The following is a 25,290-nucleotide window of genomic DNA, read 5'->3' as shown; positions in this document are numbered from 1 at the left end:
TCCATTTTACATCTTTTCAGGAACTTCAATTCCTAATAGTTCCATTCCGGTTTTTATAACATTAGCAACCATAGCAGAAAAAGCTATTCTAAAAGCTAATGCACTTTCATCATCTTCATTGAAAATAGAAACTTCCGCATAAAAACGATTGTAAGCTTTTGCCACATCATAGATGTAATTGGCAATTACTGCGGGAGAATAAGTTTCAGCAGCCTCTTTAACCTTATCGGGGAATGTGCTTATAAGTACCAAAACGTCTCGTTCAGTAGCTGCAAGTTGTTCAACATTAACCTCAGGAGTAACTCCCAGTTGCTCAGCTTTTCTGACAATCGCTCTTATTCTGGCATGCACATACTGAATAAAAGGACCTGTATTGCCCTGAAAGTCAATAGATTCTTCAGGATTAAACATCATTCTTTTAACAGGGTCAACTTTCAACAGATAGTATTTTAAAGCACCTAAGCCTAATTGTCTGTAAAGTTCTTCGGCTTCTTCTTTATCAAATCCATCAATTTTGCCAAGCTCGTCAGTTCTTCGCTTACTGGTGGCAAACATTTCTTCCATCAGATCATCAGCATCTACCACAGTACCTTCACGGGATTTCATTTTGCCTGTAGGTAAATCTACCATACCGTATGACAAGTGGTAACAGCTTTTTGCCCAGCTATAACCCAACTTATCAAGAATCATAAAAAGCACTTTGAAGTGATATTCCTGCTCGTTACCAACCGTGTAAATCTGTTGTTCTATTTTTGGGAAATCCTGATAACGGAGAATAGCTGTTCCAATATCCTGCGTCATATAAACAGAAGTGCCATCCTTTCTAAGTAGCAGCTTCTCATCAAGACCTTCTTCTTTTAAATCGATCCAAACAGAGCCGTCTTCTTTTTTGAAAAGAATACCTTCTTCTAACCCTCTTAGTACTTCATCCTTACCTAATGAGAAGGTGTTTGATTCATAATAAAGTTTATCGAAATCAACTCCCATGGTTTTATAGGTTTCTGCAAAACCATCGTAAACCCAGCCATTCATGGTTTCCCACAAATTATAAACTTCAGGATCTTTATTCTCCCATTTCAAAAGCATTTGCTGTGCTTCTACCAAAATTGGAGCTTCCTTTTCTGCTGTTTCCTTTGGAGTACCTTGCTTAACCAACTCATTGATTTGCTCTTTGTACTTCTTGTCGAAGATGACATAGTATTTACCAACAAGCTTATCACCTTTAAGCCCGGATGACTCTGGCGTTTCACCTTCCCCAAATTTTTGCCAGGCCAGCATAGATTTACAGATGTGAATACCACGATCGTTAATAATCTGTACTTTATGCACTTTATTTCCTGCCGCCTCAAGAATTTTGGAAACTGAGTAGCCAAGGAAATTATTTCTTAAATGACCTAAGTGGAGCGGCTTATTCGTATTGGGAGATGAATACTCCACCATCACCTCACGACCAGTAGGTGGTGTAACGCCAAATTGATTGGTTTTGTGAATCTGCTCTGCAATTTCCAGCCAAACCTTATCTGCAATAACCAAATTGAGAAAACCCTTCACCACATTAAAATCTGCTACAAAGGCTGTTTCTTCCTTTAGGTATTTTCCAACCGCTTCGGCAGTTGCCTGCGGGTTGAGTTTTGATTGCTTACCTAGCGGAAAACATACCAAAGTATGTGAGCCTTCAAACTCCTTTCTGGTTGGTTGAATATTGATCAAGTCATCGCTTAGCTCAGCATCAAATAATGATTTAAATGCCGACTTTACTTCTTTTATTATATGAGCTTCAATCTGAAACATGTATTTCTGTTTTTTATGCTTTAGGAAGAAAAACCTCTGCCATCATGCATCTGGCACTACCTCCACCCAAGGCTTCTATGGTATCTAAGGAGCTGCTAATAATTTCACAGTGCTTTTCAATAGCCTGAATTTGATCCTGCGTTAAAGATTGGTGAGCAGCAGCTGACATCACCAAATAAGGAGTACCATCAGTAGACTTCACCTGTAACATATTGCCGGCAAAATGATGCTTCTGGTCCTCAGAAATTTCAACCACCTCTTTACCTGAATTCTGTAGACTAGTGATAACATGATTTCGCTCATTTTCATTGTCGATAGAATCTGCACAAAGAATAGCAAAATCATCGGCTACACACATCATCACATTTGTATGATAAATAGGCATTCGCTTGCCATCAACTGTTTGGTTTGCTATAAATTTCACTGCTTTGTAACCAAACTTGTCGCAAAACTCATCCAATATTTTTTCATCAGTTCTTAATGAAATAGCCGCATAGCAAAGTTTATTAGGTCTATCGAGAATCATACTTCCAGTACCTTCTAAAAAACTCCCAAGCTCCTCGTGCCCAGTAAAATCGATAGTATCAGTAATTTTTAAGCCGTGCTCCTTTTGCAGGCTTTCCAAAATGTCATCTCTACGTTCGAGGCGCCTGTTTTCAGCATACATAGGATATAAACCTACTCTGCCGTCATTATGAAATGAAATCCAGTTATTAGGGAAAATAGAATCAGGAGTGTCAGTGTCTGTGGTATCATCAAAAACTATCACTTGTACACCTTTACCTCTTAATTTATTAACAAAGGCATCAAATTCAGCTTGTGCTTTTTGATTAGCTTCTTCCGGTTTTATTCCGTCAATAACTTTTTGATAATAATTATTTACAGCCGTCTGCTCATTAAACCTAAATTGAACAGGACGAATCATCATCAGCGTGTTAGTACTCTGTTTTTCCATAAATATTTAGTTGGAATTTTTACGATGCAAAGGTAAGGTTGAACAGCGTAATAAGCCTTCCATTTTGGAAATTTCTGCATAAGGAACGCGTTCTACCGTAAAGCCTTTATCTTCTAATATTTTTGCAAGTCTATCGAAACCTTGTTCAAGCACTACCACATTAGGACTGATGGAGAAAACGTTCGAATTCATTTCATACATTTCATCCTTGGTGATGTGTATCAGGTTTTCTTCTCCAAAATAATTTACCAGGTAGTTATAATCCTCTTCATACTTAAAACCGCCCTTATAAATAATAGCCATATTGGTACCTATAGGTTGAAAGCAGCAATCTAAGTGCAAAGCATTTTCTTTAGCATTGTCATCAGATTTATTGAGCTGAAAACCTTTCACCTTTTTGTTTGGAAATTGCTCTTGTAAAAACTCCAATCCTGCCCGGTTGGTACGAGCAACAATGTATTTTTCATAATCTTCAGCTTCCGAATAGCCCACAAAAAGATGGTCTTTCCATGGCATTACGTCTCCACCCTCGGCATGAGCACCTTCCGGCATTTGTAAAACCTGAGCAGGGTCCATCTGATCAATTACATATTGAATCCCCTGAATTTCCTCATCTCTGTCTTTAAGTATTCTAGGTTTTATAAATTTATCATCTATCACAAAGCCGATGTCTCTGGAAAATATCTGATTGTAATCAGGGATTATCTCTGGTCTATACACTTTTACACCATGCTTTTCCAACACTTTGGCAAAAGCATCCATCTCTTGCACCATGTCTTTTTCTTTAGGATATGTGCCTGCTGCTATATGTTCCTTCGATTTAGGATCATACGCATCTTCTAACTTAGGAACATCTCCTACTCCTTGTGCAGTACCTAAAATAACTGCTTCAAGCGGGGAAGTCTCGTCAACCACCGACAGCTTTATCATAAAATTCCAGATTTATTAAGTTGATTATATTTAAAAATGAAAGCTATACTTTAGCTTTGCAAAGATTGCAAAATTATCACAATATTACACTTGCAGCTTAAACCAAACAAGCCTAGATGAAGAGTTACATAGACTTAATAGAACAAACCTTTGAGTTTCCGCAAGAAGAATTCACTGTTAATAATAATGAATTGCACTTCCATGGAGTGCCTTTGATGGAAATTATAAAGGAATACGGTACACCTTTAAAACTAACTTATCTGCCCAAGATAAGTCAGAACATTAAAAAAGCTTCTGAATATTTTAAGAATGCTTTCGAAAAACATAATTACAAAGGTAGCTACACTTACTGTTACTGTACCAAGTCATCGCATTTCTCCTTTGTTTTGGAAGAAGCTTTAAAAGCTGGTGTCCATATAGAAACTTCTTCATCTTTCGATATACCAATCATAAGAAGTTTAAATGAAAAAGGTCAACTAAGCAAACAGCATTACATAGTTTGCAATGGTTTTAAAAGGCCTCTTTACAAGCAATATATTAACGAACTTATTAATGACGGCTTCGAGAACACTGTTCCAGTTCTTGATAATTTGAGCGAGTTAGAAGCTTACGAGGAAGGAGCTAAAAAACCTTTTAAAGTAGGTATCAGAATTGCCTCAGATGAAGAGCCTAACTTTGAATTCTACACAAGTAGGTTGGGTATCCGTTACAACAACATTGTTGATTACTATAAAGAGAAAATTGCTCCTAGCAAGAAGGCTAGTTTAAAAATGCTTCATTTCTTCATCAACACTGGTATTAAAGATACTGCATATTACTGGAGTGAATTAAGCCGTTTCGTTTATAAGTATTGTGAACTCAAAAAGATTTGTCCTGAACTTGATACCATTGACATTGGCGGTGGCTTCCCGATTAAAACTTCTTTAGGCTTTGAATATGATTACCAGTATATGGTTGATCAAATCGTAGAGAATATCCAGTGGATTTGTGAAAAGAACAATGTAGAAGTACCAAATATTTTTACTGAGTTCGGCAGCTATACTGTAGGCGAAAGCGGTGCCACTATTTATTCAGTTTTAGATCAGAAGCTTCAAAATGATAAGGAGCTTTGGTACATGATTGATGGCTCTTTCATTACTCACTTACCAGATGTGTGGGGGCTTAATCAAAAATTCGTTTTACTTGCTGTAAACAACTGGGAAGAGCCATTCCATAAAGTAAATATGGGAGGCTTAACATGTGACTCGCAGGATTACTATAACTCGGAAGCGCATAGCTTCGAAGTGTTCTTACCAAATGTAGGTCCTCAGAAACAGCAATATATAGGCTTCTTCCATACGGGTGCTTATCAGGAATCTTTAGGAGGATATGGAGGTATTCAGCATTGTTTAATACCTGCACCAAAACACGTACTTATCAATAAAGATAATTCGGGAAAAATAACCACAGAATTGTTTGCTGAAGAACAGAATAGCGAAAGTATGTTGAAATTATTGGGTTACAAAAAATAGTTACACAGCCTTTTTTAGTAAGAAAGAAAAAGTACTTCCTTGATTAACTTTTGATTCAATAGTTAATTCTGAGTCAAGCTTCTGAAGAAATTTTTGAATAAGGTTCAGGCCCATACCTGAGCCTTTTTCTTGTCTTGTGCCGGAGGTAGAAATCTTTTTTTCGGCACTGCGTACTTTGCCAAGTAGTTCTTCACTCATTCCAATGCCTGTGTCTACAACCGAAATTTTGATACAATCATCATCTTGTTCTGTGAAGTTAACAGTTATTATTCCCTCCTCAGTGAATTTAATTGCATTACCAACTAGATTTCTCAAAATAAAAAGTAAGGCATTTTTATCGCAAACCACTTTGGTACTCTGCTTAAGGTTTGTTTCAAACTTATTTTGTTTAAATGCTAATTGGCTAGCGTGTAAACTCTCTACTTCTTGTAAAACTTCTAATAAATCGACTTCCTTTACTTTAGGATTGTTAATATGGTTCGACCATTCAAGCATATTTTCTACCATGTCATAAATGCTTCTTAAAGTAGACTCCATTAAAGGAAAAAATTTCTGAACCTTATCTACATCGTGCAACTTTTCATTCTTCGATTTGAAATAAGTGAGAATACTACCAATGGGTCCTCTCACATCATGAGATATCATACTCATCATTTGCTTATTCACTGAAGATGAAACGGATAAATCATTATTTCTTCGTTTTATAATGGCATTCTGATTAGTAAGCTCTAATTCTTTCCCTCTTAGTGTTACTAACTTGGTCGCCTGTTCAGCCAGAAGTTTTAAATTCACAATTTGCTCTTGATCTAATTTCCTGGGTTTTGTGTCAAGCACACAAAGTGTTCCTAAATTATGTCCATCAAGTTTAAGAGGGATTCCAGCATAGAAGCGACAGTAAGGATATTTTGTCACTAATGGATTATCGTGAAACCTAACGTCCTTTGATGCATCTTCAATCAAAAATAGTCCGTCTTGATTAATGGCATGACCACAAAAGGTTATTTCTCTGGCCAAGTTATCTTCAACATCTCCTACTTTTCCCTTAAACCATTGTTTTTCGGCTCCAATGATGGAGATCATTGAGGAGGGCACCTTGCATATAAAAGCTGCCAACTGAACAATACCTTGAAAATCTTGCTCAATAATATCCTCTTGTAAAAGGTGCCTCTCAATGGTTTTTAACCTAGCTTCTTCGTTTATAGTCTTTTTGGCAAACTCCATATAATTAACCTAGCGTTATTAGGTAATTACGACAACTGTGCAACTTCGGATTCTCTATTTATTTTCTTCACTAAACCTTGGAGCACCTTTCCAGGACCACTTTCTATGAATATATCAGCACCATCATTTACCATTTGCTGAACTGATTGTGTCCATTTCACTGGTGCCGTTAATTGAGAAATCAAGTTTTCTTTAATCTCTGCCACATCAATAGCACCTTGTGCGGTGAAGTTTTGATATACAGGACATTTAGGTTCAGAAAAGCTTGTTTCTTCAATGGCTTTAGCCAGCTCTTCTTTCGCAGGTTCCATTAATGGTGAATGAAAAGCACCTCCTACAGGAAGTGGCAGGGCACGTTTAGCACCAGCCTCTTTCATTTTCTCACAAGCAATTTCAATTCCCTTATTCGATCCTGAAATAACTAGTTGACCAGGGCAGTTATAATTTGCAGGAACAACTATTTCATTTTCTATTTCAGCACAAATTTTTTCAACTATCTGATCATCAAGACCAAGCACAGCGGCCATAGTAGAAGGGTTTATTTCACATGCCTTTTGCATAGCAAGTGCTCTTTTATGTACAAGCTTTAGTCCATCTTCAAAAGAAAGCGTTCCGTTAGCTACTAAAGCAGAAAACTCTCCTAGAGAATGACCAGCCACCATATCAGGATTGAAATCAGGATGTACAAGGGCATTAATTACTGAATGAAGAAAAACAGCAGGCTGTGTCACCTTTGTTTCTTTAAGCTCCTCATCAGTGCCGGAAAACATTATTTTAGTAATCTCAAAACCTAATATATCGTTAGCCTGATCAAATAATTTCTTGGCATCTGCATTATTATCATACAAATCTTTACCCATTCCGGAGAATTGTGCTCCCTGACCAGGAAATACGTATGCTTTACTCATAGTTTTTTATGGTTTATTTTTATAAGGTAATTAACAGCCAAAGCAATTCATAGTTTTAGCTGGGATACAAAGTAAGCAAAACTGCTTAATCAGTTACAAATCTATCTTGCAATTCTGGAGTAGGAATGCGGCAAGTATCTTTTTTACCAAACCATTTATACCTTCTCTTTGCTATAAAATTATACAGTGGGTCTCGAAAGAATTTTGGAATAATTAAAAACACCTGGAACATTGACCAAGGAAATTTTAACTCTTTGGCAATAAGCAAGGCTGCTTCACTTTTAATAAAAGTTTTTCCTTGTTTTAATAATACGATAGAATCCACATGCTGAACTCTTTCTTGAGGAAGTTTCTTTTTGGCTACCTCACTTTGGAGAGCAGCAAATTTGAATTTAGCATCAGGATCGCAGTCAATTATGAAATTGACAGCTCCATTACATAAATTACATACGCCATCAAAAAATATGATTTTTTCTACAGACAAGTTACCTGATTATTTGTACCCAACCTTTATAAAATTTGGTTGTATTCTCTGGTCTTAACATATCAAAAGTGGCTATCACCTCATAGAAATAGGTAGCTGATGGCAATTCTTCACCATTGTTGTTAACACCAGTCCAATTGATGTACAAACTATTTTCTCCACCACTTCTGTAAGAATAAACCAATTTACCATATCTGTTATATACATTAAACTCAATCTGTTCTAAGAAACGTGGACAGAATTCTAGAGGAATGGCACTTTCTGAAGCTCCCGGATAGAAAGGTGTAAACACATCATTCTTGCCTGGACTATTGCCTGGTGTTATCACATTTGGAAATGCCAAATTCGGACAATTCTCTTTACAGAAAGTATTAGAGAAAACACTTCTATTTTCTGATCTGTCAACCGCTCTTATTTTGTAGCAGCCTTTATATTCTGGTAAATTTTCATGTACAAATACTGTATCGGTTGTAGTGCCAACCAGAGTAAATTCATCTGATAGCTCATTCTGATAGAAAATCTCATAATAAGCAATACTTGTATCACAGGTATCTAAATCATTGGCCTTCCAAAATAAAGTATTGGAGAAGTCATTGAAATCACAAGCCTTATCTGCTAAGAAAGCTCTGCAGTCATTTTCAGATCCTAACTTGAATGAAGCCTCGAAAGGCGGGCAAGGGTCAATTTGATCATCAGGCATTGTACATAATATTCTACTATCATTTATTAAAGGAGTAAAAATATCATCATTACCATACGTTCCCTGTGTTGTTACATAATAACAATATTGCTCATCATTTGACAGCTTCTGGTTATTAAAGGCTCCACTATCCACATAATTGTAACCATAAAAAGTAACATCGACAGAATCAATTAAGACGAGTTCATCAGGGTTATTAGGATTTACTTTGTCTCGATAAATGTAGTGATACGGGAAATCCTGGCTCGTATTTGACCATGGTACGTCAGCATCCCAATTCAATTCAATGGCTTCAAATAATGAAACAGAAGAGGGTTCAACAACAGAAGCCACAGAAGATGACTCAATTAAATTTTGACTATTTACCGCATCCTCAAGATTATAAAGACCTATCTGGTAACTATAATTCAATTCTTCAGTGTTTAACCCCGAGTCTCTGAAAGTTGTATCTTGAACAACCGTAACTTGTTCAAAACCACTCCCAGAACTTCTCATAACCTGATATTTGAAAGGCCCCGCATATACACTTGTATCTATTTCGAATGGTGGTAGCCAACTCACAATTATGTCTCCATTAGATACATCTGTTTCATTCACACTAACATTCGTAATTATAGGACCAGTTGCAGCCACCTTTTCACAAACTTCTTCAGAAGCATAACTAACTCCGCCTGCCGGTAATTCGAAAACCGCTACTAATCTGTAGCAATAGGTAGCCCCAAAGTCTAAACCTCTGCCAGCGTTATCATCTGTAAAAGTGTTTTGAGTTACCGGAACTGCTCCTATTAACTCATATCCACCGTTTTCCGGAATACCGATTTCACAATTGGCAGGTGTAAAGGCAAAAGAATCTACCCTTCTGTAAACCTGAATAATTTCAGCCAATCCGCAATCATATTCATCCCAGTTGAGTCGAATTGAGCGTTGTGGTCTAGGCTCAATAGTTACATTCTTTGGTGCAGGAGGCACTACAGTAACATTCCATGTTTTGTAATCTGTTAGTCTGATTCCTGGTCCGTTATCTGTTGCTTTAAACCTAATTTGGTAAGGATCTTCTCTTATATGGTCGCAGTTAGTTTGCCAGGTGAAATTGGCTGAATGAGGAGGTTCATAGTAACCGCCTGAATCTGGTGAAATAGATGCCGGAGGATCCAATATAAAAGGACCTCCAAAAGCTTCAATCTGAACCAGGGATTCTGGATTAGGATCTATAGCTGAAACTTCCGCCTCTAATAATGTTCCTGCTTCAACGCATGTATCTTCAGGAATTAATATTTCAGGGGGATCATTTTCAGTTTCATCAACTATGATTTGCATATCTCTGGTTATGCTACCAAGGAAAACCAACTCACCATCTATCCTTCTCCATTCTTCCGCAATAAATGCAATATTGTATTCTCCTTTAAGAGCCGGGGCGTCCCAAATGATATCTCCAATGACTTGATCAAGGGTAAATGTAGCAGGCCCATTCTGTTGGCTGTTTTGCCCTCCGGAAGCAACTTCAGGTGATTGAAACCCTGGAACCTCAACACCAGTTCGGCTTTTGGGAGTAACCATTCTAAAAGAAATACTATCACCATTGATATCAAAAGCTCCCGGGTTGTGGAAGAAGATCACACCAATAGCTCCTTTATCAACAGGAGGGATTTGAAAGATAGGCGAGTTATTGCATCCGATATTTGGGTCTAATCGAATGATAGTTTCAACATAAAAGGCTACCGATCCAGAGTTTGAAATATTGGCTATTCCTACGTTTCTGTAATCCTCATTGTATGAAACTGTGTAGAAACCATTTGATGAATAAGTGTGCTCTAGTCTAAATTGAACCAACTCAATCTCTTCGTCTATCATCTCCTTGCGGAAATAATTATCAGGATTCAGTGCTATTGTTTCACCATCTCCATAGCTGAAAATACCATTACCGAATAAAATATCAGAACCTGTATCACGATAGGCGGTAAGAATAAATTCATAGGTAAAACCTCCACAACCTACTCTTCGTGCTGTTATCTCACCTGCACGAATATGTGTAGCCAATGATTTTACTATCGGAATAAGTAAAAGAAAAAGTATTAGAGCGTATTTCTTCACTAAAAAATTTTCAAATGGATAATAGAAACGAATAAACTGAAAAATAAGTTTTTATAAACTCTTAAACAATATATTTCATCAGCATGTTAACGTCTAAATTTCAGCAAATTGCCATTATTTAGAATCTTTTAAAATAAAAAACACAATTGTTTTCTATGGGTTCCAAATGTACCTTTGGTACACTTTTATTATTTAACTAAATAATTAACAAATATCTATGAGTTGGCTTACTGATACACTTACCAGTTCCATTGGCCGAAAGGTTATCATGTCGTTAACCGGCCTTTTTTTAATCATCTTTTTGATTGTTCACTTATCAGGAAATTTTCAGTTATTAATGGATGATGGCGGATTGCAATTTAATGCTTACGCAAAGTTCATGACATCAAATCCTTTGATAAAGTTTACTTCTTATGGGCTGTATGCCTTTATTCTTTTACACATTATTATGTCAGCAGTATTAGCTGCTAAAAATAGAAAAGCAAGACCTGTTGGTTATGCAAAAGTAAAAGGAAGTGCTAATAGCGCATGGGCATCAAGAAACATGGGAATTCTTGGAACAGTTATTTTAATCTTTTTAGTAATTCACATGAGAAGTTACTGGTACGAAATGCACTGGGGAGATATCCCGATGGATGCTGCCGGTAATAAAGATCTATTCAAAGTTGTAAGTGCTTCATTTGCGCAGTGGTGGTATGTAGCTATTTATGTAGTCAGTATGATTTTTTTAGCTTTCCACTTATCTCACGGCTTTTCAAGTGCTTTTCAAACGTTAGGGGTTAATCACAAAAAATATACACCTTTCATTAAAGGTTTAGGAATAGTTTATGCTATATTAATACCAGCTGCATTTGCTTCCATTCCACTATACATGTTTTTCAATAACTAAGCATAATTATTATGAAGTTAGAATCAAAAATTCCAGAAGGCCCATTAGCGGAGAAATGGACCAATCATAAATTCAACGTCAAACTCGTTAATCCTGCCAACAAGAGAAAATATGATATTATAGTTGTTGGAACTGGTTTAGCAGGTGCATCTGCTGCAGCCTCATTGGCAGAATTAGGCTATAATGTTAAGTCTTTCTGTTTTCAAGATAGCCCACGAAGAGCACACTCTATTGCGGCTCAAGGTGGTATCAATGCTGCAAAAAATTATCAAAATGATGGCGACAGTGTTTTTAGATTATTCTATGACACTATCAAAGGTGGTGACTACAGATCACGTGAAGGTAATGTTTACAGGCTTGCAGAGGTAAGTGTTAATATTATTGATCAATGTGTTGCTCAAGGCGTTCCTTTTGCCCGAGAGTATGGCGGGTTGTTAGCTAACCGTTCATTTGGCGGTGCTCAGGTGTCACGTACATTTTATGCCAGAGGTCAAACTGGGCAACAATTATTATTAGGTGCTTATTCCGCATTAAGCCGTCAGGTTGCTAACGGAAAAGTAAAGCTCTATCCGCGTCATGAAATGCTGGATTTGGTTACTATTGACGGAAAGGCTAAGGGTATCGTTACCAGAAACCTAATTACCGGAGAAATAGAATCACACAGTGCACATGCTGTTGTTCTTGCTTCTGGAGGATACGGTAATGTATTCTATCTTTCTACCAATGCAATGGGCTCAAATGCCACAGCAGCCTGGAGAGCTCACAAAAAAGGTGCTTTTATGGCTAACCCATGTTACACGCAAATTCACCCTACTTGTATTCCTGTAAGTGGAGACCATCAGTCAAAACTAACGCTTATGTCCGAATCATTAAGGAATGATGGTAGAGTTTGGGTACCAAAGACCAAGGAATTAGCAGAAAAAGTAAGAAAAGGAGAAATCAAGCCTCGTGACATCGATGAAGCAGATAGAGATTACTATCTAGAGAGAAAATATCCTGCATTTGGTAACTTAGTTCCTCGAGATGTAGCTTCTAGAAATGCCAAGTACGTTTGTGATGAAGGCCGCGGTGTAAATGACACAGGTAAAGCGGTATTCCTTGATTTTAGAGATGCCATAAAAAGAGATGGTCGTGATACGATTGAGGGTAAATACGGTAATCTTTTTGATATGTATAAGCAAATCACCGGTGACAATCCGTATGAAACACCAATGAAGATTTATCCTGCTGTTCACTACACTATGGGTGGTTTATGGGTTGATTATAACCTTATGACTAACGTACCAGGTCTTTATGCAACAGGTGAGTCTAACTTCTCAGACCATGGAGCTAACAGATTAGGCGCCAGTGCTTTAATGCAAGGGTTAGCTGATGGTTACTTCGTTATCCCTTACACAATTGGTAATTATCTTGCTGGTGAGAAATATGAGAAAACACCTGTAGATCATGAAGCATTTAAAGCTGCTGAAAAAACCGTTAAAGATAATATCGACAAACTTCTTTCAATCAAAGGGTCGAAATCTGTTGATCATTTCCACAAAGAATTAGGTAAAATCATGTGGGAATATTGCGGTATGTCCAGAACTGCCGAGGGATTGACTAGAGCCAAAGGAATGGTTAAAGAACTTAGAGATGAGTTCTGGAAAAATGTGAAGGTTCTTGGAAGCAATGAAGAATTTAACAGTTCACTCGAAAAAGCTTCAAGAGTAGCCGACTTCTTAGAATTAGGTGAACTAATGATAGATGACGCATTGCATAGAGAAGAATCTTGCGGTGGTCACTTTAGAGAAGAGCACCAAACTGAAGAAGGTGAGGCAAAAAGAAACGATGAAGATTTTGCTTATGTAGCAGCCTGGGAATTCAAAGACCTTGATATAGCAGAAGAGCTACATAAAGAAGAGTTGAATTTTGAAAATGTTAAATTAACACAGAGAAGCTACAAGTAAGCTTTAAAAATATTAGTTCTATGAAATTAACATTAAAAATCTGGAGACAGAAAAACACTAACGATAAAGGAGCATTTAAAACATATGATATTGATGGAGTATCTCCTGACATGTCATTCCTTGAAATGATAGATGTTTTAAATGAGCAGCTAATAGAAAAGGATGAAGATCCGGTTCATTTTGATCACGATTGTCGTGAAGGTATTTGTGGCATGTGTAGTATGTACATCAATGGTGAACCTCACGGCCCATTAAAAGGAGTGACTACTTGCCAACTACACATGAGATCATTCTCTGATGGCGAAACAATTACTATTGAACCATGGAGAGCAAAGGCTTTTCCAGTAGTTAAAGATTTGGCAGTTGACAGAAGTGCTTTTGACAGAGTAATTCAAGCTGGTGGTTACGTAAGTGTAAACACTGGGGGTACTCCTGATGCTAACGAAATTCCAATCCCTAAAAGTGTAGCTGACGAAGCATTTGATGCCGCTACCTGTATAGGATGCGGAGCATGTGTAGCTGCCTGTAAGAATGCGTCTGCGATGCTATTTGTAAGCGCCAAAATTTCTCAACTATCTATGTTACCGCAAGGTCAGGTGGAGAAATCTGAAAGAGCCGAAAAAATGGTAGCTCAAATGGATGCTGAAGGATTTGGTGCTTGCACCAACACAGGTGCTTGTTCTGCCGAATGTCCTAAAGGCATTGATTTAAAAAACATTGCCAGAATGAATCGTGAGTATTTAGGCTCAAAAATGGGTTCATCAAACTAAATATTGAAATACTGACATTGAAAGGGCCTCGTGCCCTTTTTTTGTGGGTTTATTTTCTTTATATTACAAATTGATGTTTCGAAAGCGATTTATATAATCCTTTCTCTTCTGATACATTTTAAACCATAAATTTTATCGTTTAGGCCTAAAAACCTTCTATGCATATAATTGACATACTAATTTTCGTATTTTATATGGTTGCCATGCTAGGTGTTGGCTTCTATTTTTTAAGAAAAAATTCAGGTGTTGATGATTATTATGTAGGAGGAAGAAGCATGAGCAGTGGTCACATCGGGTTGTCCGTTGTTGCTACCGATGTGGGTGGTGGTTTCTCAATTGGATTAGGCGGACTAGGTTTTACTATTGGCTTATCTGGCTCATGGATGTTATTTACCGGCTTAATAGGCGCCTGGTTAGCTGCTGTTTTCCTGATTCCAAAAATTAAAGGAAATCCGGCCTTCGCAAAATTTCATACTTTCCCTCAGCTCTTCGAATATTTTTATGATAGAAAAGTAGCGTTAATTGCTGGTTTAATATCAGCGGTGGGCTATTTAGGTTTTACAAGCTCTCAAATACTGGCAGGAGCCAAACTTGCTTCAGGCACATTTGTTGACCTCGATATGAATATGGCCCTTTGGATCATGGGCATTGTAGCTGTGGTATACACTGTAATGGGTGGTATTAAGGCCGTTATCTATACAGACACCATCCAGTGGATTATTTTAATGGCTGGTTTGGTATTTATAGGTATTCCTATGGCCTATAACAGTGTTGGCGGATGGAGTGCTATTCAAGAAACTGTAGCTCCTGAAATGCTCACATTTACCAATATTAGTTGGCAGGATATTGTCTATTATGTAGTTACCATCATACCAATATGGTTTGTAGGCATGACACTTTATCAAAGAATATATGCCAGTAGAGATGTGAAAACTGCTAAGCGTGCATGGTTTATTGCTGGTTTATTTGAATGGCCTATTATGGCTTTTATGGGTGTGGCTTTAGGTTTGATGGCTAAGGTTGCCGCTGACCAGGGAATGTTTGATTATTTGGGGCCTGCCAACATTAGCCAGACGGACCCTGAACAAGGTCTTCCTATGCTATTAAGAACAATACTCCCTACTGGATTGTTAGGATTAATGATGTCGGCTTATTTTTCGGCAATTCTATCTACTGCGGATAGTTGTCTGATGGCTTCATCAGGGAATATTGTAACTGATTTTATACAAAAGTTTTCTGATAAATTTAAGTCTGATAAAAGTTTCATGAGGCTATCGCAATGGGTGACGTTAGCTATTGGTTTAATTGCTATTTTATTGGCCAGCCAAATGACCAACGTACTTAACCTGATGCTTTACAGCTATGCTTTTATGGTATCAGGTTTATTTGTACCAGTAATAGGTGGATTATTCTGGAAAAAAAGCAGTCCGATGGGTGCATTAATGGCGATGATTTTTGGTGGTGCTACCACAGTTTTACTTTCATCGTTAAATGTTAAGCTACCCTATAATTTGGATCCAAATGTATTCGGAATTATGGTTTCAGCTATAAGTTTTATTATATTTTCAATATTATCTCCTAAAAAACAAACTCAATAACTAAAATGGAATATCAAACCCTCACTTCAATAGATACAGCTACAACACTTCAGAAAAATGAGATAGCTGATTTTTTATTTGTTCACCTCGATCAATATGGAGATGCCAAAGAGGATATTATGAAATGTCTCGATTATTCTTTGAGTTCGTTTGGGCATCAAGGAGGCTTTGTTGTTTTAGCACGAGAATCAGGGAAAATCAAAGGGGCTGTGGTGGTTAACCAAACGGGTATGTCAGGTTACATTCCTGAAAACATTCTGGTATACATCGCTGTTCATAGCGATCAACGTGGAAAAGGTGTAGGCAAAGAGTTAATGAACAGGGCTATTAGTACCGCTAAAGGAGATATAGCTTTACATGTTGAGCCTGATAATCCTGCAAAGCATCTATACGAAAAGCTGGGTTTCACAAATAAATACCTCGAAATGAGGCTAAAAAAATAAGATGGCTTTTCTAAAACTATATAAGAAAAAACTCAAACATAATTTCGACTTTCTTCATCAGCTTTTTACTGAAAATGATCTTGATTGGGGCGCAGTGACAAAGCTTTTTTGCGGTAATGAATTATATTTAAAAGAAGTTATTAACCTTGGTTTCAGAGAAATTCACGACTCTAGAATCAGTAACCTTAAGAAGGTTAAGGAGATAGATAGCACTGTTAAAACTTGTTATATAAAGCCTCCCGCAAAAAGAAGTATTCCTGATATAGTTCGCTATGCTGATATGAGCATGAATACTGAATACTACACGCTAAAATTGCTATCAGAAGAGGCCAAAAGGCAAGATAAAGTACATAAGGCTATTATTATGGTTGAAACCGGTGACCTTAGAGAAGGGGTTATGGGCGACCATTTAGTAGATTTCTATGCCAAAGTTTTTGAGCTACCAAATATTCAGATTGAAGGGATTGGAACTAACCTCAATTGCTTGCATGGTGTTATGCCTTCACGTGATAAATTGATTCAGTTAAGTCTTTACAAGCAGATTATTGAGCTAAAGTTCAATCGGAAAATACCTCTTGTTTCAGGAGGCACATCAGTGACAATTCCGCTTATCATGAACAAACAAATTCCAGCGGGTATTAACCACTTCAGAATAGGAGAAACACTTTATTTTGGAGCTGATTTATTTGAAGAAAATACCATACCTGGTATGCATGATGACTGCCTGGAGTTATTTACTGAGATTATTGAGATCACAGAAAAGCCGAAAGTACCTATGGGTGAAATGGCTGCAAATCCGCAAGGAGAAATTACTGAAATTGATGAATCGCTCTACGGACAAACAAGTTTTAGAGCCATTTTAGATGTAGGCGTGCTTGATATTGACCCTAAATACCTGATCTTAGAAGACTACGAATTTCAAGTTGTAGGATCAAGTTCAGATATGATTGTAATCGATCTGGGTGAAAACGAAAAAAATAGAAAGGTTGGTGACTTAATAAACTTTAAACTAAAGTACATGGGTGCTTTGGGTATTCTTAATTCTAATTATATTGAAAAAACTGTTGAATAGTAAATCATCCGATTTATATGAATCATCAAATCGATATTGAAGAATTAGTTTCATTAAGACATACGCTTCATCAAAATGCAGAACTTTCAAATCAGGAAGAAAAAACTGCTCAAATCGTTAAATCCTATCTGGAGAAATTTAAGCCTGATAAAGTTTATGAAAATATTGGAGGACACGGCTTAATAGTTGAGTTCAAAGGTTCCAGTCATAAAATACTGAATATTGGCTTTCGTGCTGATTTGGACGCCTTACCTATTGATGAAACAATTGAACTAGAATATGGAAGCAAAACAGAGAATGTAGCCCATAAATGTGGTCATGATGGCCATAGCACCATGGTTGCAGGCATAGCCCAATTCATTACCCAGTTAAAAAACAGAAAAAATTCGATATTTCTTATATTTCAACCTGCCGAAGAAATTGGTGAAGGAGCAGAAGCCATTTCATCCTTTCTTGAAGAGAAAAACATACAATTGGATTACCTATTTGGCTTACACAACTTACCCGGCTTTGAAAAGGGTAGTATAGTTACTCGAAAAGGAACTTTTGCAGCAGCCTCAACCGGCATGGTCATTAAGCTTAAAGGACAAACGAGTCATGCGGCAGAACCAGAAAATGGTGTAAGTCCAGCTATTGCCTTTTCAAATATTATTCAAGGACTCACTAATTTAACAGAAAAGTCAAAATTTCATCATCTGGTATTGTCAACCGTAATACATGCTAAAATGGGCGAAATTGCTTTTGGAACTAGCCCTGGCTACGCTGAAATAAGAGCTACTCTTCGTGCTTACAAAGATGAAGAACTGGATAAACTTATCACATTAGCTGAAGAACTTGTAATTAAGGAATCAGAAGAACACGGCTTAATTTACAAGCTTGAGTATACAGAGAGTTTTCCTACCACAGAGAACTCTGAAGATATACTGAAGCTTTTAAAGGATACGGCAGGAGAACAATCACTAAATTTTAAAGAAAAGGAAGAACCATTCAAATGGAGCGAAGATTTCGGCCATTATAAACGAATTACCAAATCAGGTTTTTTTGGTTTAGGTGCTGGGACCGATTGCCCGATGCTACATAATGATACTTATGACTTCCCTGACGAAATCATAGCTGACGGCATAAGAATGTATACTGGTTTAATTCAATTTTTTGAAGCTAATGGATAAATTAATCCCTACACGATCAACCTCAACGATTTACTTAAACCCGAGAGCCGCTAAACGAAACGTAAAATTTGTTAAATGTCAGCTTAAAGAAGGCACCTTACTTTCTGCGGTAGTAAAGGGTAATGCCTACGGTCATGGCATTGAGCAAATGGTTCCCATTTTTGAAAAAAGCGGCATCAATCATTTTTCAGTTTTTTCATCACACGAAGCTTATCAGGTTTGTGAAGTAAAAAGTAAGAAAACTGAAGTCATGATCATGGGCTGGCTTAACAATGATGAAATCCGCTGGGCTATAAAAAACGAGGTATCATTCTTTGTTTTTGAATTAGACAGGCTAAATACTGCCTTAAAAATTGCGCAAGAGCTATCCCTACAAGCCAAAATTCATATTGAGCTTGAAACTGGCATGAATAGGACAGGCCTTGAGGAAAAACATATTCCTGAGGCGCTTAGCATTCTAAAAGAAAATGAAGAACATTTCCTTTTAGAAGGTTTGTGCACACATTATGCTGGAGCCGAAAGCATAACCAATTATTTACGTATTCAAGACCAGATCACCCTTTACAAGAAATACTGTTCGTTATTTGAATCGGAAGGACTTAAACCCAAATACAAACATACAGCTTGCTCTGCAGCCATGATTTCATACCCTGAAACTCAAATGGACATGGTACGGGTAGGTATTCTTCTATATGGTTTTTGGCCGAGTAGAGAAACTTTTATATATCATCAGAGAAAAAATGGTCACGCCAAGGAACGTTCGAAAGACCCTCTTAGCCGTGTTATTAAATGGACTTCTCAGGTGATGTCAACTAAAGAAGTTCCGATGGGTGATTTTATAGGTTATGGAACGAGTTATCAGGCACCTAAAAAAATGAAGGTAGCTACTGTTCCTGTGGGTTACGCTTATGGCTTTGCCAGATCTTTAAGTAATCAGGGAAGAGCTATTGTAAATGGCAAGCGTGTGGCAGTTATTGGCACCATCAACATGAACCTGATGATGATCAATGTAACTGAATGCAAAAGTGTTGAAAAGGGTGACGAGGTGATATTAATTGGTTCATCCGGTAAAGTAAAAGTTACGGTGGCCAGCTTTGGTGAACTAAGTAACCAACTTAATTATGAACTACTCAGCAGGCTTCCACAGGATATCCCTAGGGTTATTGAATAAGAATAAGCGGCCATCACTAAAATTCTTATTAGGAAAATACAGAAAAATCAACAAATAACACTCTAGAAGTTGGTTTTACCTTGAAAAAAGCTTTATTTAGTCACTTCCATTAAACTAAACATTACAATCATGAAAAAACTACTATTTGCATTAGTTGCTTTCGGAGCAATCAGTTTTTCGGGTTATGCAAGCAACGATAACCTATTTGAATTAAATGAGGATAAAATTAATTCTGAGATGTCTGCTCTTAACGAGCTTGAAACTTATGTTGAAATGAATGAGAACGCAACATTAAGTACAGTTAGCCAATTGAATCCTGAGTTAACTTCAAGCTTAAAGTACTCTCCTGAAAGTACCATGGCGCATAACGATTTCTCGTTTGATGATATGCAATGGGGCTCATTTGCATGGGGTTTCTGCTGTTGGCCAATCGGTATTTTCACTGTATTATTAAATGACAGTAAAGGTAGCGATCACAAAATATCTTACTTTATTGGTATAGGTGTTTCTTTAATTTTAGCCGGTCCAACTTATTTCCTTTACTAAAGAACAACAATTTTTATAGTTAATGGCTGATTAAATTTAATCAGCCATTTTTATTTCATTATGTTGAAGAAATTAACTTTAAAGAAACTTCTCTTTCTTACGCTGACATTACTTTCTACCTTAAATGTTCAGGCACAGGCTTATTTTAGGATAACTGCCGACTTCACCATTAAAGAACAGAATATTTCAGGTGATGAATTCTACAAAGGCAAAGTCTACTATGACAAGAACATTGATCAAATAATCTATGATGTTACCTTCCCTACTCCACAGAAGTTAGTAGTAGCAGACACACAAATTTTTGTTATAGAGAATGAAACTGTTAAGAGTAGCCAATATACACCCAACACTAACCAGTTTTCTATATTTAATTTAACGCTATCCGGAGATCTTAAGAACTTTGGGTTGAACAAAACTGGCTATACGGTTAATTCTGTTGAAGAAGCCGATGGCATGACTATTATTGAATGGGTTCCTCCAAGCACTATGACCGAAATGTTAGGAAAGACTGTATTATCCGTGAAGGATGGACAGTTATTCGGGATTGCTTTGTTCAAGCCTGATGGCAAGCTGGCGGGAAAACAGTTTTTTAAGGACTATGTGGTAAGCGGTGGTCTCCCATTTCCTTCAAAAATTATTCAAATTACCTATTATAATGATGAGGAGTTCTATAAGATTACTACTTTTAAGAACATAAAAATTGATGATATTACCAATGAGGAGAAATATTATTCTAATCTTATTGATTAGCATAGCAGGCGTTGGCAAAGCACAGGAAATTTCAGAGATAGCATTACTTCAAAATTTAGACGAACACCACCACGCTGCTTCAAAAGAAAAGCTATCAGATAAGTATCATTATGTGAAGCAAAACACTAATGAATTACAATTTGTGATGTCGGGCTTGTTCTTATTTTACAAAGAATTTATCTCATCTCAAGATTCACAATCATGTTCTTTTACACCTTCTTGTTCAGAGTATGCCCTTCAGGCAGTAAAACAGCAAGGAATATTCAAAGGAATGCTCAATGGGTTTGATAGGCTATCAAGATGCAACTCCCTATCCCCCGAAAAATATGAAGTAGATCCTGAAACAAGATTGTTACTAGACCCTTTGAAACTTTGAAGAAATTAAGTCTTAGCATTTTCCTGACATTATATGCAATAGCTGCTTATAGTCAAGACATCTACAATACAGAAAACAGTAAAAAATTTGCTTCATACCTTTATCAAAGTGAGCAATTTGAATTAGCAGCTATAGAATATGAGCGTCTATTATTTCTTGATGATAGAAATGACAGCATCAAGTATAAATTATTGAGTAGTTATTTTGAGAATAAGGATTTTGGTAAAGCCATTTCCAGAAGTAAAAAACTTTACCCTTCAGTTAAAGATTTCACTGATCCTGTTGCTAATCTCTACTTAAAACTATTAATATTAAATGAAGATTTTAGTGACTTTGATCTACAATATACTGCTGTTCCTTTAGCAAATAATAAAAAGGCCGTTTACAAGCTTCATAAGAATGTACTAAACCGTGAATGGCAGGAAGCCTACGATACCTTCAATGAACTTCAGGCTTTTCCCTTCCAATACAAATCAAATTTTAATGAGTTATTAGAAAGGTCTAAAAAGCCTGATACAAAAAGTCCGTTTTTAGCGGGTATTTTATCAGCTATTATTCCTGGAACTGGTAAATTTTATACAGGTAATTTTAAAGATGGCATCTTTAGCTTACTGGTTGTTGGTGGAACTACTTTTCAAGCCATCAGGGGATTTAATAAAGATGGTGTGAATTCAACTAGTGGCTGGATATTCGGTACAGTTGCTACAGGCTTTTATGCTGGCAACATTTTTGGCTCTGTAAAATCCGCACAGGTTTATAATGAGAATTATTGGTTAGAAATTGAGAATGAAACGAGGATACTTATTAATAATTCTTATTAGTCTCAGCACACTAGAGCTAGTAGCTCAAAGCATAGAATCAACACTGGTTTATGCCAATGAGCAGTTTGAGGTTGGCAACTATCAGAATAGTGCTTTAGCGTTTGAAAGAGTAATCTTCTTCTCGGAAGGAAAGGTAGATTTCAGTGTATACACCAAACTGGCAGACTCCTACAGATTAAACAATAATGCAGAAAGAGCCATCAAATTTTATGATATAGCTCAATATCAGGCAGATAATGATTCAGCCAGAAATGAAATTATTTTCCGCAAAGTATTCACTTATTTACAGTTAAAGGAATTTGATCAAGGTTTAATTGCCCTGTTTGATCTAAAGACAAATAGCAACGAGCAAACTCAGTTTAGAAAAGAGTATCTCAAAGGAATTATCTATTACCTTAAAGATGATTATGAAAGATCTATTGATGTTTTCGATGAGTATTTAAGTCTGCAAGAAAAGGAAGCCCTAAAATTTAATGAGTTGAAGAATCAGCTTAAAAAGGCTGAAAATATTAAACCTAATTTAGCTATGTGGCTCAGTGTATTCATTCCAGGTTCTGGTCAAATGCTATATGGCGATTTCAAGGATGGTCTAAACTCTATGATGTTAACGGCCGCTTTTGTAACCTTATACTTTAATTATGTGATGGATTTCTCTTTAGTTGAAGGTTACCTGGTAGTATTACCGTGGTTTCAAAGATACCATAGAGGTGGATACCAAAACGCCAAGGAAAATGCACTTGAGAAACAAGAACTGATACGCTCGAAAGTATATCAAGAGTTGGTACTCATGCATCCGGAAAAAATAAAATAAATTCTGCTGCCTAAAGTGTTCGTGAAGCAAATCGTTATTATCGTAGCTACAGTAACTCTCTTCACTTTGAGTTTCAAGAGTTTTGGGCAAAAGCTTGAAAGCAAATTAAATGCTTGCATGCAAAGCTTATATAATGTCGATTTTGACCAGGCTGATTCTATCATATCAACCTTAGATAGTGCAGAATTGCCAAGCTATCATAACTTCCTAAAAGCACATTACATCAGATGGAAGTACCTACCTATCCATGAGCAAGACGAATCAGTCATTGAGCTATACGGTAATTACTTAGTGGATGATTATACAAAAGCTAATTCAGTATTTGATTCCTTAATTACCATTAACAATGCCCTGCTTAAAGCAGAATATCATTACAATAACAAATCATATTATAAAGCTTTCTCAAATGGAGCTAGCGTATACAAAACCATATCTCCCAAAATTGAGCTACCAATTGAATCAATTAAGACAGAGTGGCTACTCCCTGTTAGTCTGTATCATTACTATTACTCTTACTACAGCGAAACCAATAAAGTTTTGGCGGGACTCATATGGTTCTTTAAAAGTGGTAAAAAAGAGAAAGGCATTTATGGTTTGAAAAAATTGGCAAATTCAAACAGTTTTGCTCAAACGGAAGCACTGATCTATTTGAGTCAAATTTACTTGAGGATTGAAAACAAACCTGATTCAGCATTTAAGTATGCCAGCAGGTTAATTAAAAGACACCCCGCTAATCTTAAATTCTATGAGTTTTATATTGAGTCAAGCCTAGCTTCGAACAATTCAACTGATTCACTCACTTACTTAGTAGATAAATTATTAACCTCTAAAAATACCTATTTCAACAAATATGGTTTGTGTTATAAGGTTTTGACTAATCAAGAAACTACAGAAAGTAGCATACTACAAGCTATTAAAGCAATAGATAATCTTGGAGGTGGCGATCATCTAAAAAGCTTGCTTTACAAAAAGGCTTATTCTTTAACTAAAAAGGAAGATTACAAAGAATTGCTTGAGGAAAGCAGGGCATATAAGTACACACTAACTTTGATTAATTAAATTCATTATCAATTTTCTCACTTTTCGATGAAATTATTAGCTCTTAAATAAAAAGTTAGTAGTTTCACGGTTTTAACATACACTTACACCACAATGAAAAAATTATTTTTCTCTCTGTCATTAGTATTAATAGGTTTAAGCACCTCGTATGCACTCAATAATGATGATTTTAATATTGATATTACGGAATATAATGACCGAATTGAACAATTAGATGAATTAGAGAAAGTCGCCAAAGAAAAGGACTTAACGCTTTCACAAATCAATGCAAATGCTGAATTGCTAAATGCTGACATCAATCTTGACAGAAATTATTCAGGACTGAGTTTAGCCGAAGGTGGAGAGCAAGCACTTGGTATTCCTTCATTTTTATGGGGGCTATGCTGTGGTGTATCCGGTATTGCAGTAGTATATTTTGTAACTGATGACAAAGAAGAAACTAAAAAAGCTCTTTGGGGTTGTGTTACGAGTACAGCTGTTTGGGCCGTTTTTTATGTAATTTATGTAGCGGCAATCGTATCCTATTATTAGTGTCAATTCAAAATTACAAAAAGGCGATTATTGTAATAATTGCCTTTTTTTTGCTTCCTTTTACACTCAGGTCACAGCAATTTTTCAGGATAAAAGCTGATTTTTCGATTAAAGAACTTAGTGCTCAAAACACAGGCGATAGGCTTACAACTGGAACTCTTTTTTATGATGTAGTTTCGGAAAAACTAGTAATGGATATAAGCTTTCCAGAGAAAGAAACCCTGGTTTTTTATGATTCATTAGTTTATACCATCGTTAATGATCAAATCGTCAATCAAAGTTCCTTATTTGATAATTTCATAAGTAGTTCGGTTTATCATTTGATTTTAAATAATAAACTGCAAAACTTTGGTTTGGCGGACAATCAGTATTATCAAAAAGTTGATATTCAGGAGCAGGAAGGAAAAATAATAACCGAGTGGAATCCTTCTTCTACATTAAAGGGAGTAACAGGAAAAATTCTGACCCTTAATAAGGGAAATATATTAGAGGCAATAATTTTTTACGATAAGGAAGGCAATTTATTAAGCAAACAGAATTTTAAGGACTATATTTTTGTTCAAGGACTTAATATCCCTTCAGAAATTATCCATCAATACTTTAAAAAGGAAAATATTGGCTCGTCCAAAATCACTAAAATATATAGCTACAAAAATATAGTGCTGAATGAAATGCAGAACAACAGCTATTATAATTATAATATTCCTCACAACAGCAAATAATCTTTTTTGTCAAGGTAATATCATA

Annotated in this window: 24 protein-coding genes; 17 read left to right on the top strand and 7 right to left on the bottom strand. The window is 36.4% G+C overall.

What is annotated here, in order from left to right; translation table 11 throughout:
• Positions 1 to 6: 6 nt before the first annotated feature.
• From argS to JKP34_RS04050, 3 genes are read right to left on the bottom strand one after another with little or no spacing between them, the layout of a single operon-like run.
• Positions 7 to 1,791: an arginine--tRNA ligase gene (gene argS, locus JKP34_RS04060; RefSeq protein WP_201917955.1), complete on the bottom strand. Its 1,785-nt coding sequence runs from the start codon at positions 1,789 to 1,791 to the stop codon at positions 7 to 9.
• A 13-nt stretch (positions 1,792 to 1,804) separates the two neighbouring features.
• Positions 1,805 to 2,746, bottom strand: a complete 942-nt coding sequence (gene ctlX / locus JKP34_RS04055) for a citrulline utilization hydrolase CtlX (protein ID WP_201917954.1) — start codon at positions 2,744 to 2,746, stop codon at positions 1,805 to 1,807.
• A 6-nt stretch (positions 2,747 to 2,752) separates the two neighbouring features.
• Entirely contained in the window at positions 2,753 to 3,676 is a 924-nt protein-coding gene (locus JKP34_RS04050) for a dimethylarginine dimethylaminohydrolase family protein (protein ID WP_201917953.1), read from the bottom strand.
• A gap of 116 nt (positions 3,677 to 3,792) precedes the next feature.
• Here JKP34_RS04050 and JKP34_RS04045 point away from each other — a divergent pair, with 116 nt between their 5' ends.
• Positions 3,793 to 5,187 carry a type III PLP-dependent enzyme domain-containing protein gene (locus JKP34_RS04045; protein ID WP_201917952.1) on the top strand — a complete coding sequence of 465 codons (1,395 nt, stop codon included), beginning with the start codon at positions 3,793 to 3,795 and terminating at the stop codon, positions 5,185 to 5,187.
• Here the strand turns inward: JKP34_RS04045 and JKP34_RS04040 are convergent, their stop codons facing one another.
• From JKP34_RS04040 to JKP34_RS18335, 4 genes are all read right to left on the bottom strand, one after another.
• Entirely contained in the window at positions 5,188 to 6,408 is a 1,221-nt protein-coding gene (locus JKP34_RS04040; RefSeq protein ID WP_201917951.1) for a GAF domain-containing sensor histidine kinase, read from the bottom strand. It lies immediately after the preceding gene.
• A gap of 26 nt (positions 6,409 to 6,434) precedes the next feature.
• Entirely contained in the window at positions 6,435 to 7,316 is an 882-nt protein-coding gene (fabD, locus tag JKP34_RS04035; protein WP_201917950.1) for an ACP S-malonyltransferase, read from the bottom strand.
• Positions 7,317 to 7,401: 85 nt separating this feature from the next.
• Positions 7,402 to 7,800, bottom strand: a complete 399-nt coding sequence (locus JKP34_RS04030) for a thiol-disulfide oxidoreductase DCC family protein (RefSeq protein WP_201917948.1) — start codon at positions 7,798 to 7,800, stop codon at positions 7,402 to 7,404.
• A gap of 1 nt (position 7,801) precedes the next feature.
• Positions 7,802 to 10,591, bottom strand: coding sequence for a T9SS type B sorting domain-containing protein (locus JKP34_RS18335; RefSeq protein WP_201917947.1), 2,790 nt, complete (start codon positions 10,589 to 10,591; stop codon positions 7,802 to 7,804).
• Positions 10,592 to 10,808: 217 nt separating this feature from the next.
• Here JKP34_RS18335 and JKP34_RS04020 point away from each other — a divergent pair, with 217 nt between their 5' ends.
• From JKP34_RS04020 to JKP34_RS03945, 16 genes are all read left to right on the top strand, one after another.
• Entirely contained in the window at positions 10,809 to 11,480 is a 672-nt protein-coding gene (locus JKP34_RS04020; RefSeq protein ID WP_201917946.1) for a succinate dehydrogenase cytochrome b subunit, read from the top strand.
• 11 nt (positions 11,481 to 11,491) lie between these two features.
• Positions 11,492 to 13,426 (top strand): fumarate reductase/succinate dehydrogenase flavoprotein subunit, encoded by a 1,935-nt coding sequence (locus JKP34_RS04015; RefSeq protein WP_201917944.1) that lies wholly within the window; start codon positions 11,492 to 11,494, stop codon positions 13,424 to 13,426.
• 20 nt (positions 13,427 to 13,446) lie between these two features.
• Positions 13,447 to 14,196 (top strand): succinate dehydrogenase/fumarate reductase iron-sulfur subunit, encoded by a 750-nt coding sequence (locus JKP34_RS04010; RefSeq protein ID WP_201917942.1) that lies wholly within the window; start codon positions 13,447 to 13,449, stop codon positions 14,194 to 14,196.
• 158 nt (positions 14,197 to 14,354) lie between these two features.
• Positions 14,355 to 15,794 carry a sodium:solute symporter family protein gene (locus tag JKP34_RS04005; protein ID WP_201917940.1) on the top strand — a complete coding sequence of 480 codons (1,440 nt, stop codon included), beginning with the start codon at positions 14,355 to 14,357 and terminating at the stop codon, positions 15,792 to 15,794.
• Between the two features lie 5 nt (positions 15,795 to 15,799).
• Positions 15,800 to 16,237, top strand: a complete 438-nt coding sequence (locus tag JKP34_RS04000) for a GNAT family N-acetyltransferase (protein WP_201917936.1) — start codon at positions 15,800 to 15,802, stop codon at positions 16,235 to 16,237.
• 1 nt (position 16,238) lies between these two features.
• A complete protein-coding gene (locus JKP34_RS03995; protein ID WP_201917934.1) occupies positions 16,239 to 17,309 on the top strand; it encodes an alanine racemase in 1,071 nt (356 codons plus the stop codon).
• A 17-nt stretch (positions 17,310 to 17,326) separates the two neighbouring features.
• The gene (locus JKP34_RS03990) at positions 17,327 to 18,478 is read left to right on the top strand and encodes an amidohydrolase (protein WP_201917933.1); all 1,152 of its coding nucleotides are present in this window, start codon (positions 17,327 to 17,329) and stop codon (positions 18,476 to 18,478) included.
• Positions 18,471 to 19,649 carry an alanine racemase gene (alr, locus tag JKP34_RS03985; RefSeq protein ID WP_201917931.1) on the top strand — a complete coding sequence of 393 codons (1,179 nt, stop codon included), beginning with the start codon at positions 18,471 to 18,473 and terminating at the stop codon, positions 19,647 to 19,649. Before JKP34_RS03990 ends, alr begins: the two co-directional genes overlap by 8 nt.
• A 129-nt stretch (positions 19,650 to 19,778) precedes the next feature.
• Complete coding sequence (locus tag JKP34_RS03980) at positions 19,779 to 20,195, top strand: hypothetical protein (RefSeq protein ID WP_201917929.1); 417 nt, start codon at positions 19,779 to 19,781, stop codon at positions 20,193 to 20,195.
• A gap of 60 nt (positions 20,196 to 20,255) precedes the next feature.
• Complete coding sequence (locus tag JKP34_RS03975; RefSeq protein WP_201917927.1) at positions 20,256 to 20,945, top strand: hypothetical protein; 690 nt, start codon at positions 20,256 to 20,258, stop codon at positions 20,943 to 20,945.
• Complete coding sequence (yidD, locus tag JKP34_RS03970) at positions 20,911 to 21,321, top strand: membrane protein insertion efficiency factor YidD (RefSeq protein WP_201917925.1); 411 nt, start codon at positions 20,911 to 20,913, stop codon at positions 21,319 to 21,321. The genes JKP34_RS03975 and yidD overlap by 35 nt, the downstream gene beginning before the upstream one ends.
• Positions 21,318 to 22,142 carry a hypothetical protein gene (locus JKP34_RS03965; RefSeq protein WP_201917923.1) on the top strand — a complete coding sequence of 275 codons (825 nt, stop codon included), beginning with the start codon at positions 21,318 to 21,320 and terminating at the stop codon, positions 22,140 to 22,142. The genes yidD and JKP34_RS03965 overlap by 4 nt, the downstream gene beginning before the upstream one ends.
• Positions 22,108 to 22,953, top strand: coding sequence for a hypothetical protein (locus JKP34_RS03960; protein WP_201917922.1), 846 nt, complete (start codon positions 22,108 to 22,110; stop codon positions 22,951 to 22,953). Before JKP34_RS03965 ends, JKP34_RS03960 begins: the two co-directional genes overlap by 35 nt.
• Positions 22,954 to 23,070: 117 nt before the next feature.
• Positions 23,071 to 24,012 (top strand): hypothetical protein, encoded by a 942-nt coding sequence (locus JKP34_RS03955; protein ID WP_201917920.1) that lies wholly within the window; start codon positions 23,071 to 23,073, stop codon positions 24,010 to 24,012.
• Positions 24,013 to 24,105: 93 nt separating this feature from the next.
• Positions 24,106 to 24,543, top strand: coding sequence for a hypothetical protein (locus JKP34_RS03950; protein ID WP_201917918.1), 438 nt, complete (start codon positions 24,106 to 24,108; stop codon positions 24,541 to 24,543).
• Entirely contained in the window at positions 24,543 to 25,265 is a 723-nt protein-coding gene (locus tag JKP34_RS03945) for a hypothetical protein (protein WP_201917916.1), read from the top strand. The genes JKP34_RS03950 and JKP34_RS03945 overlap by 1 nt, the downstream gene beginning before the upstream one ends.
• Positions 25,266 to 25,290 lie beyond the last annotated feature (25 nt).

The organism is Marivirga atlantica (assembly GCF_016734805.1).
Taxonomy (GTDB): domain Bacteria; phylum Bacteroidota; class Bacteroidia; order Cytophagales; family Cyclobacteriaceae; genus Marivirga; species Marivirga atlantica.
The sequence above is the reverse complement of the archived record's forward strand: the minus strand, read 5'-3'. Positions and strand labels throughout refer to the sequence as shown.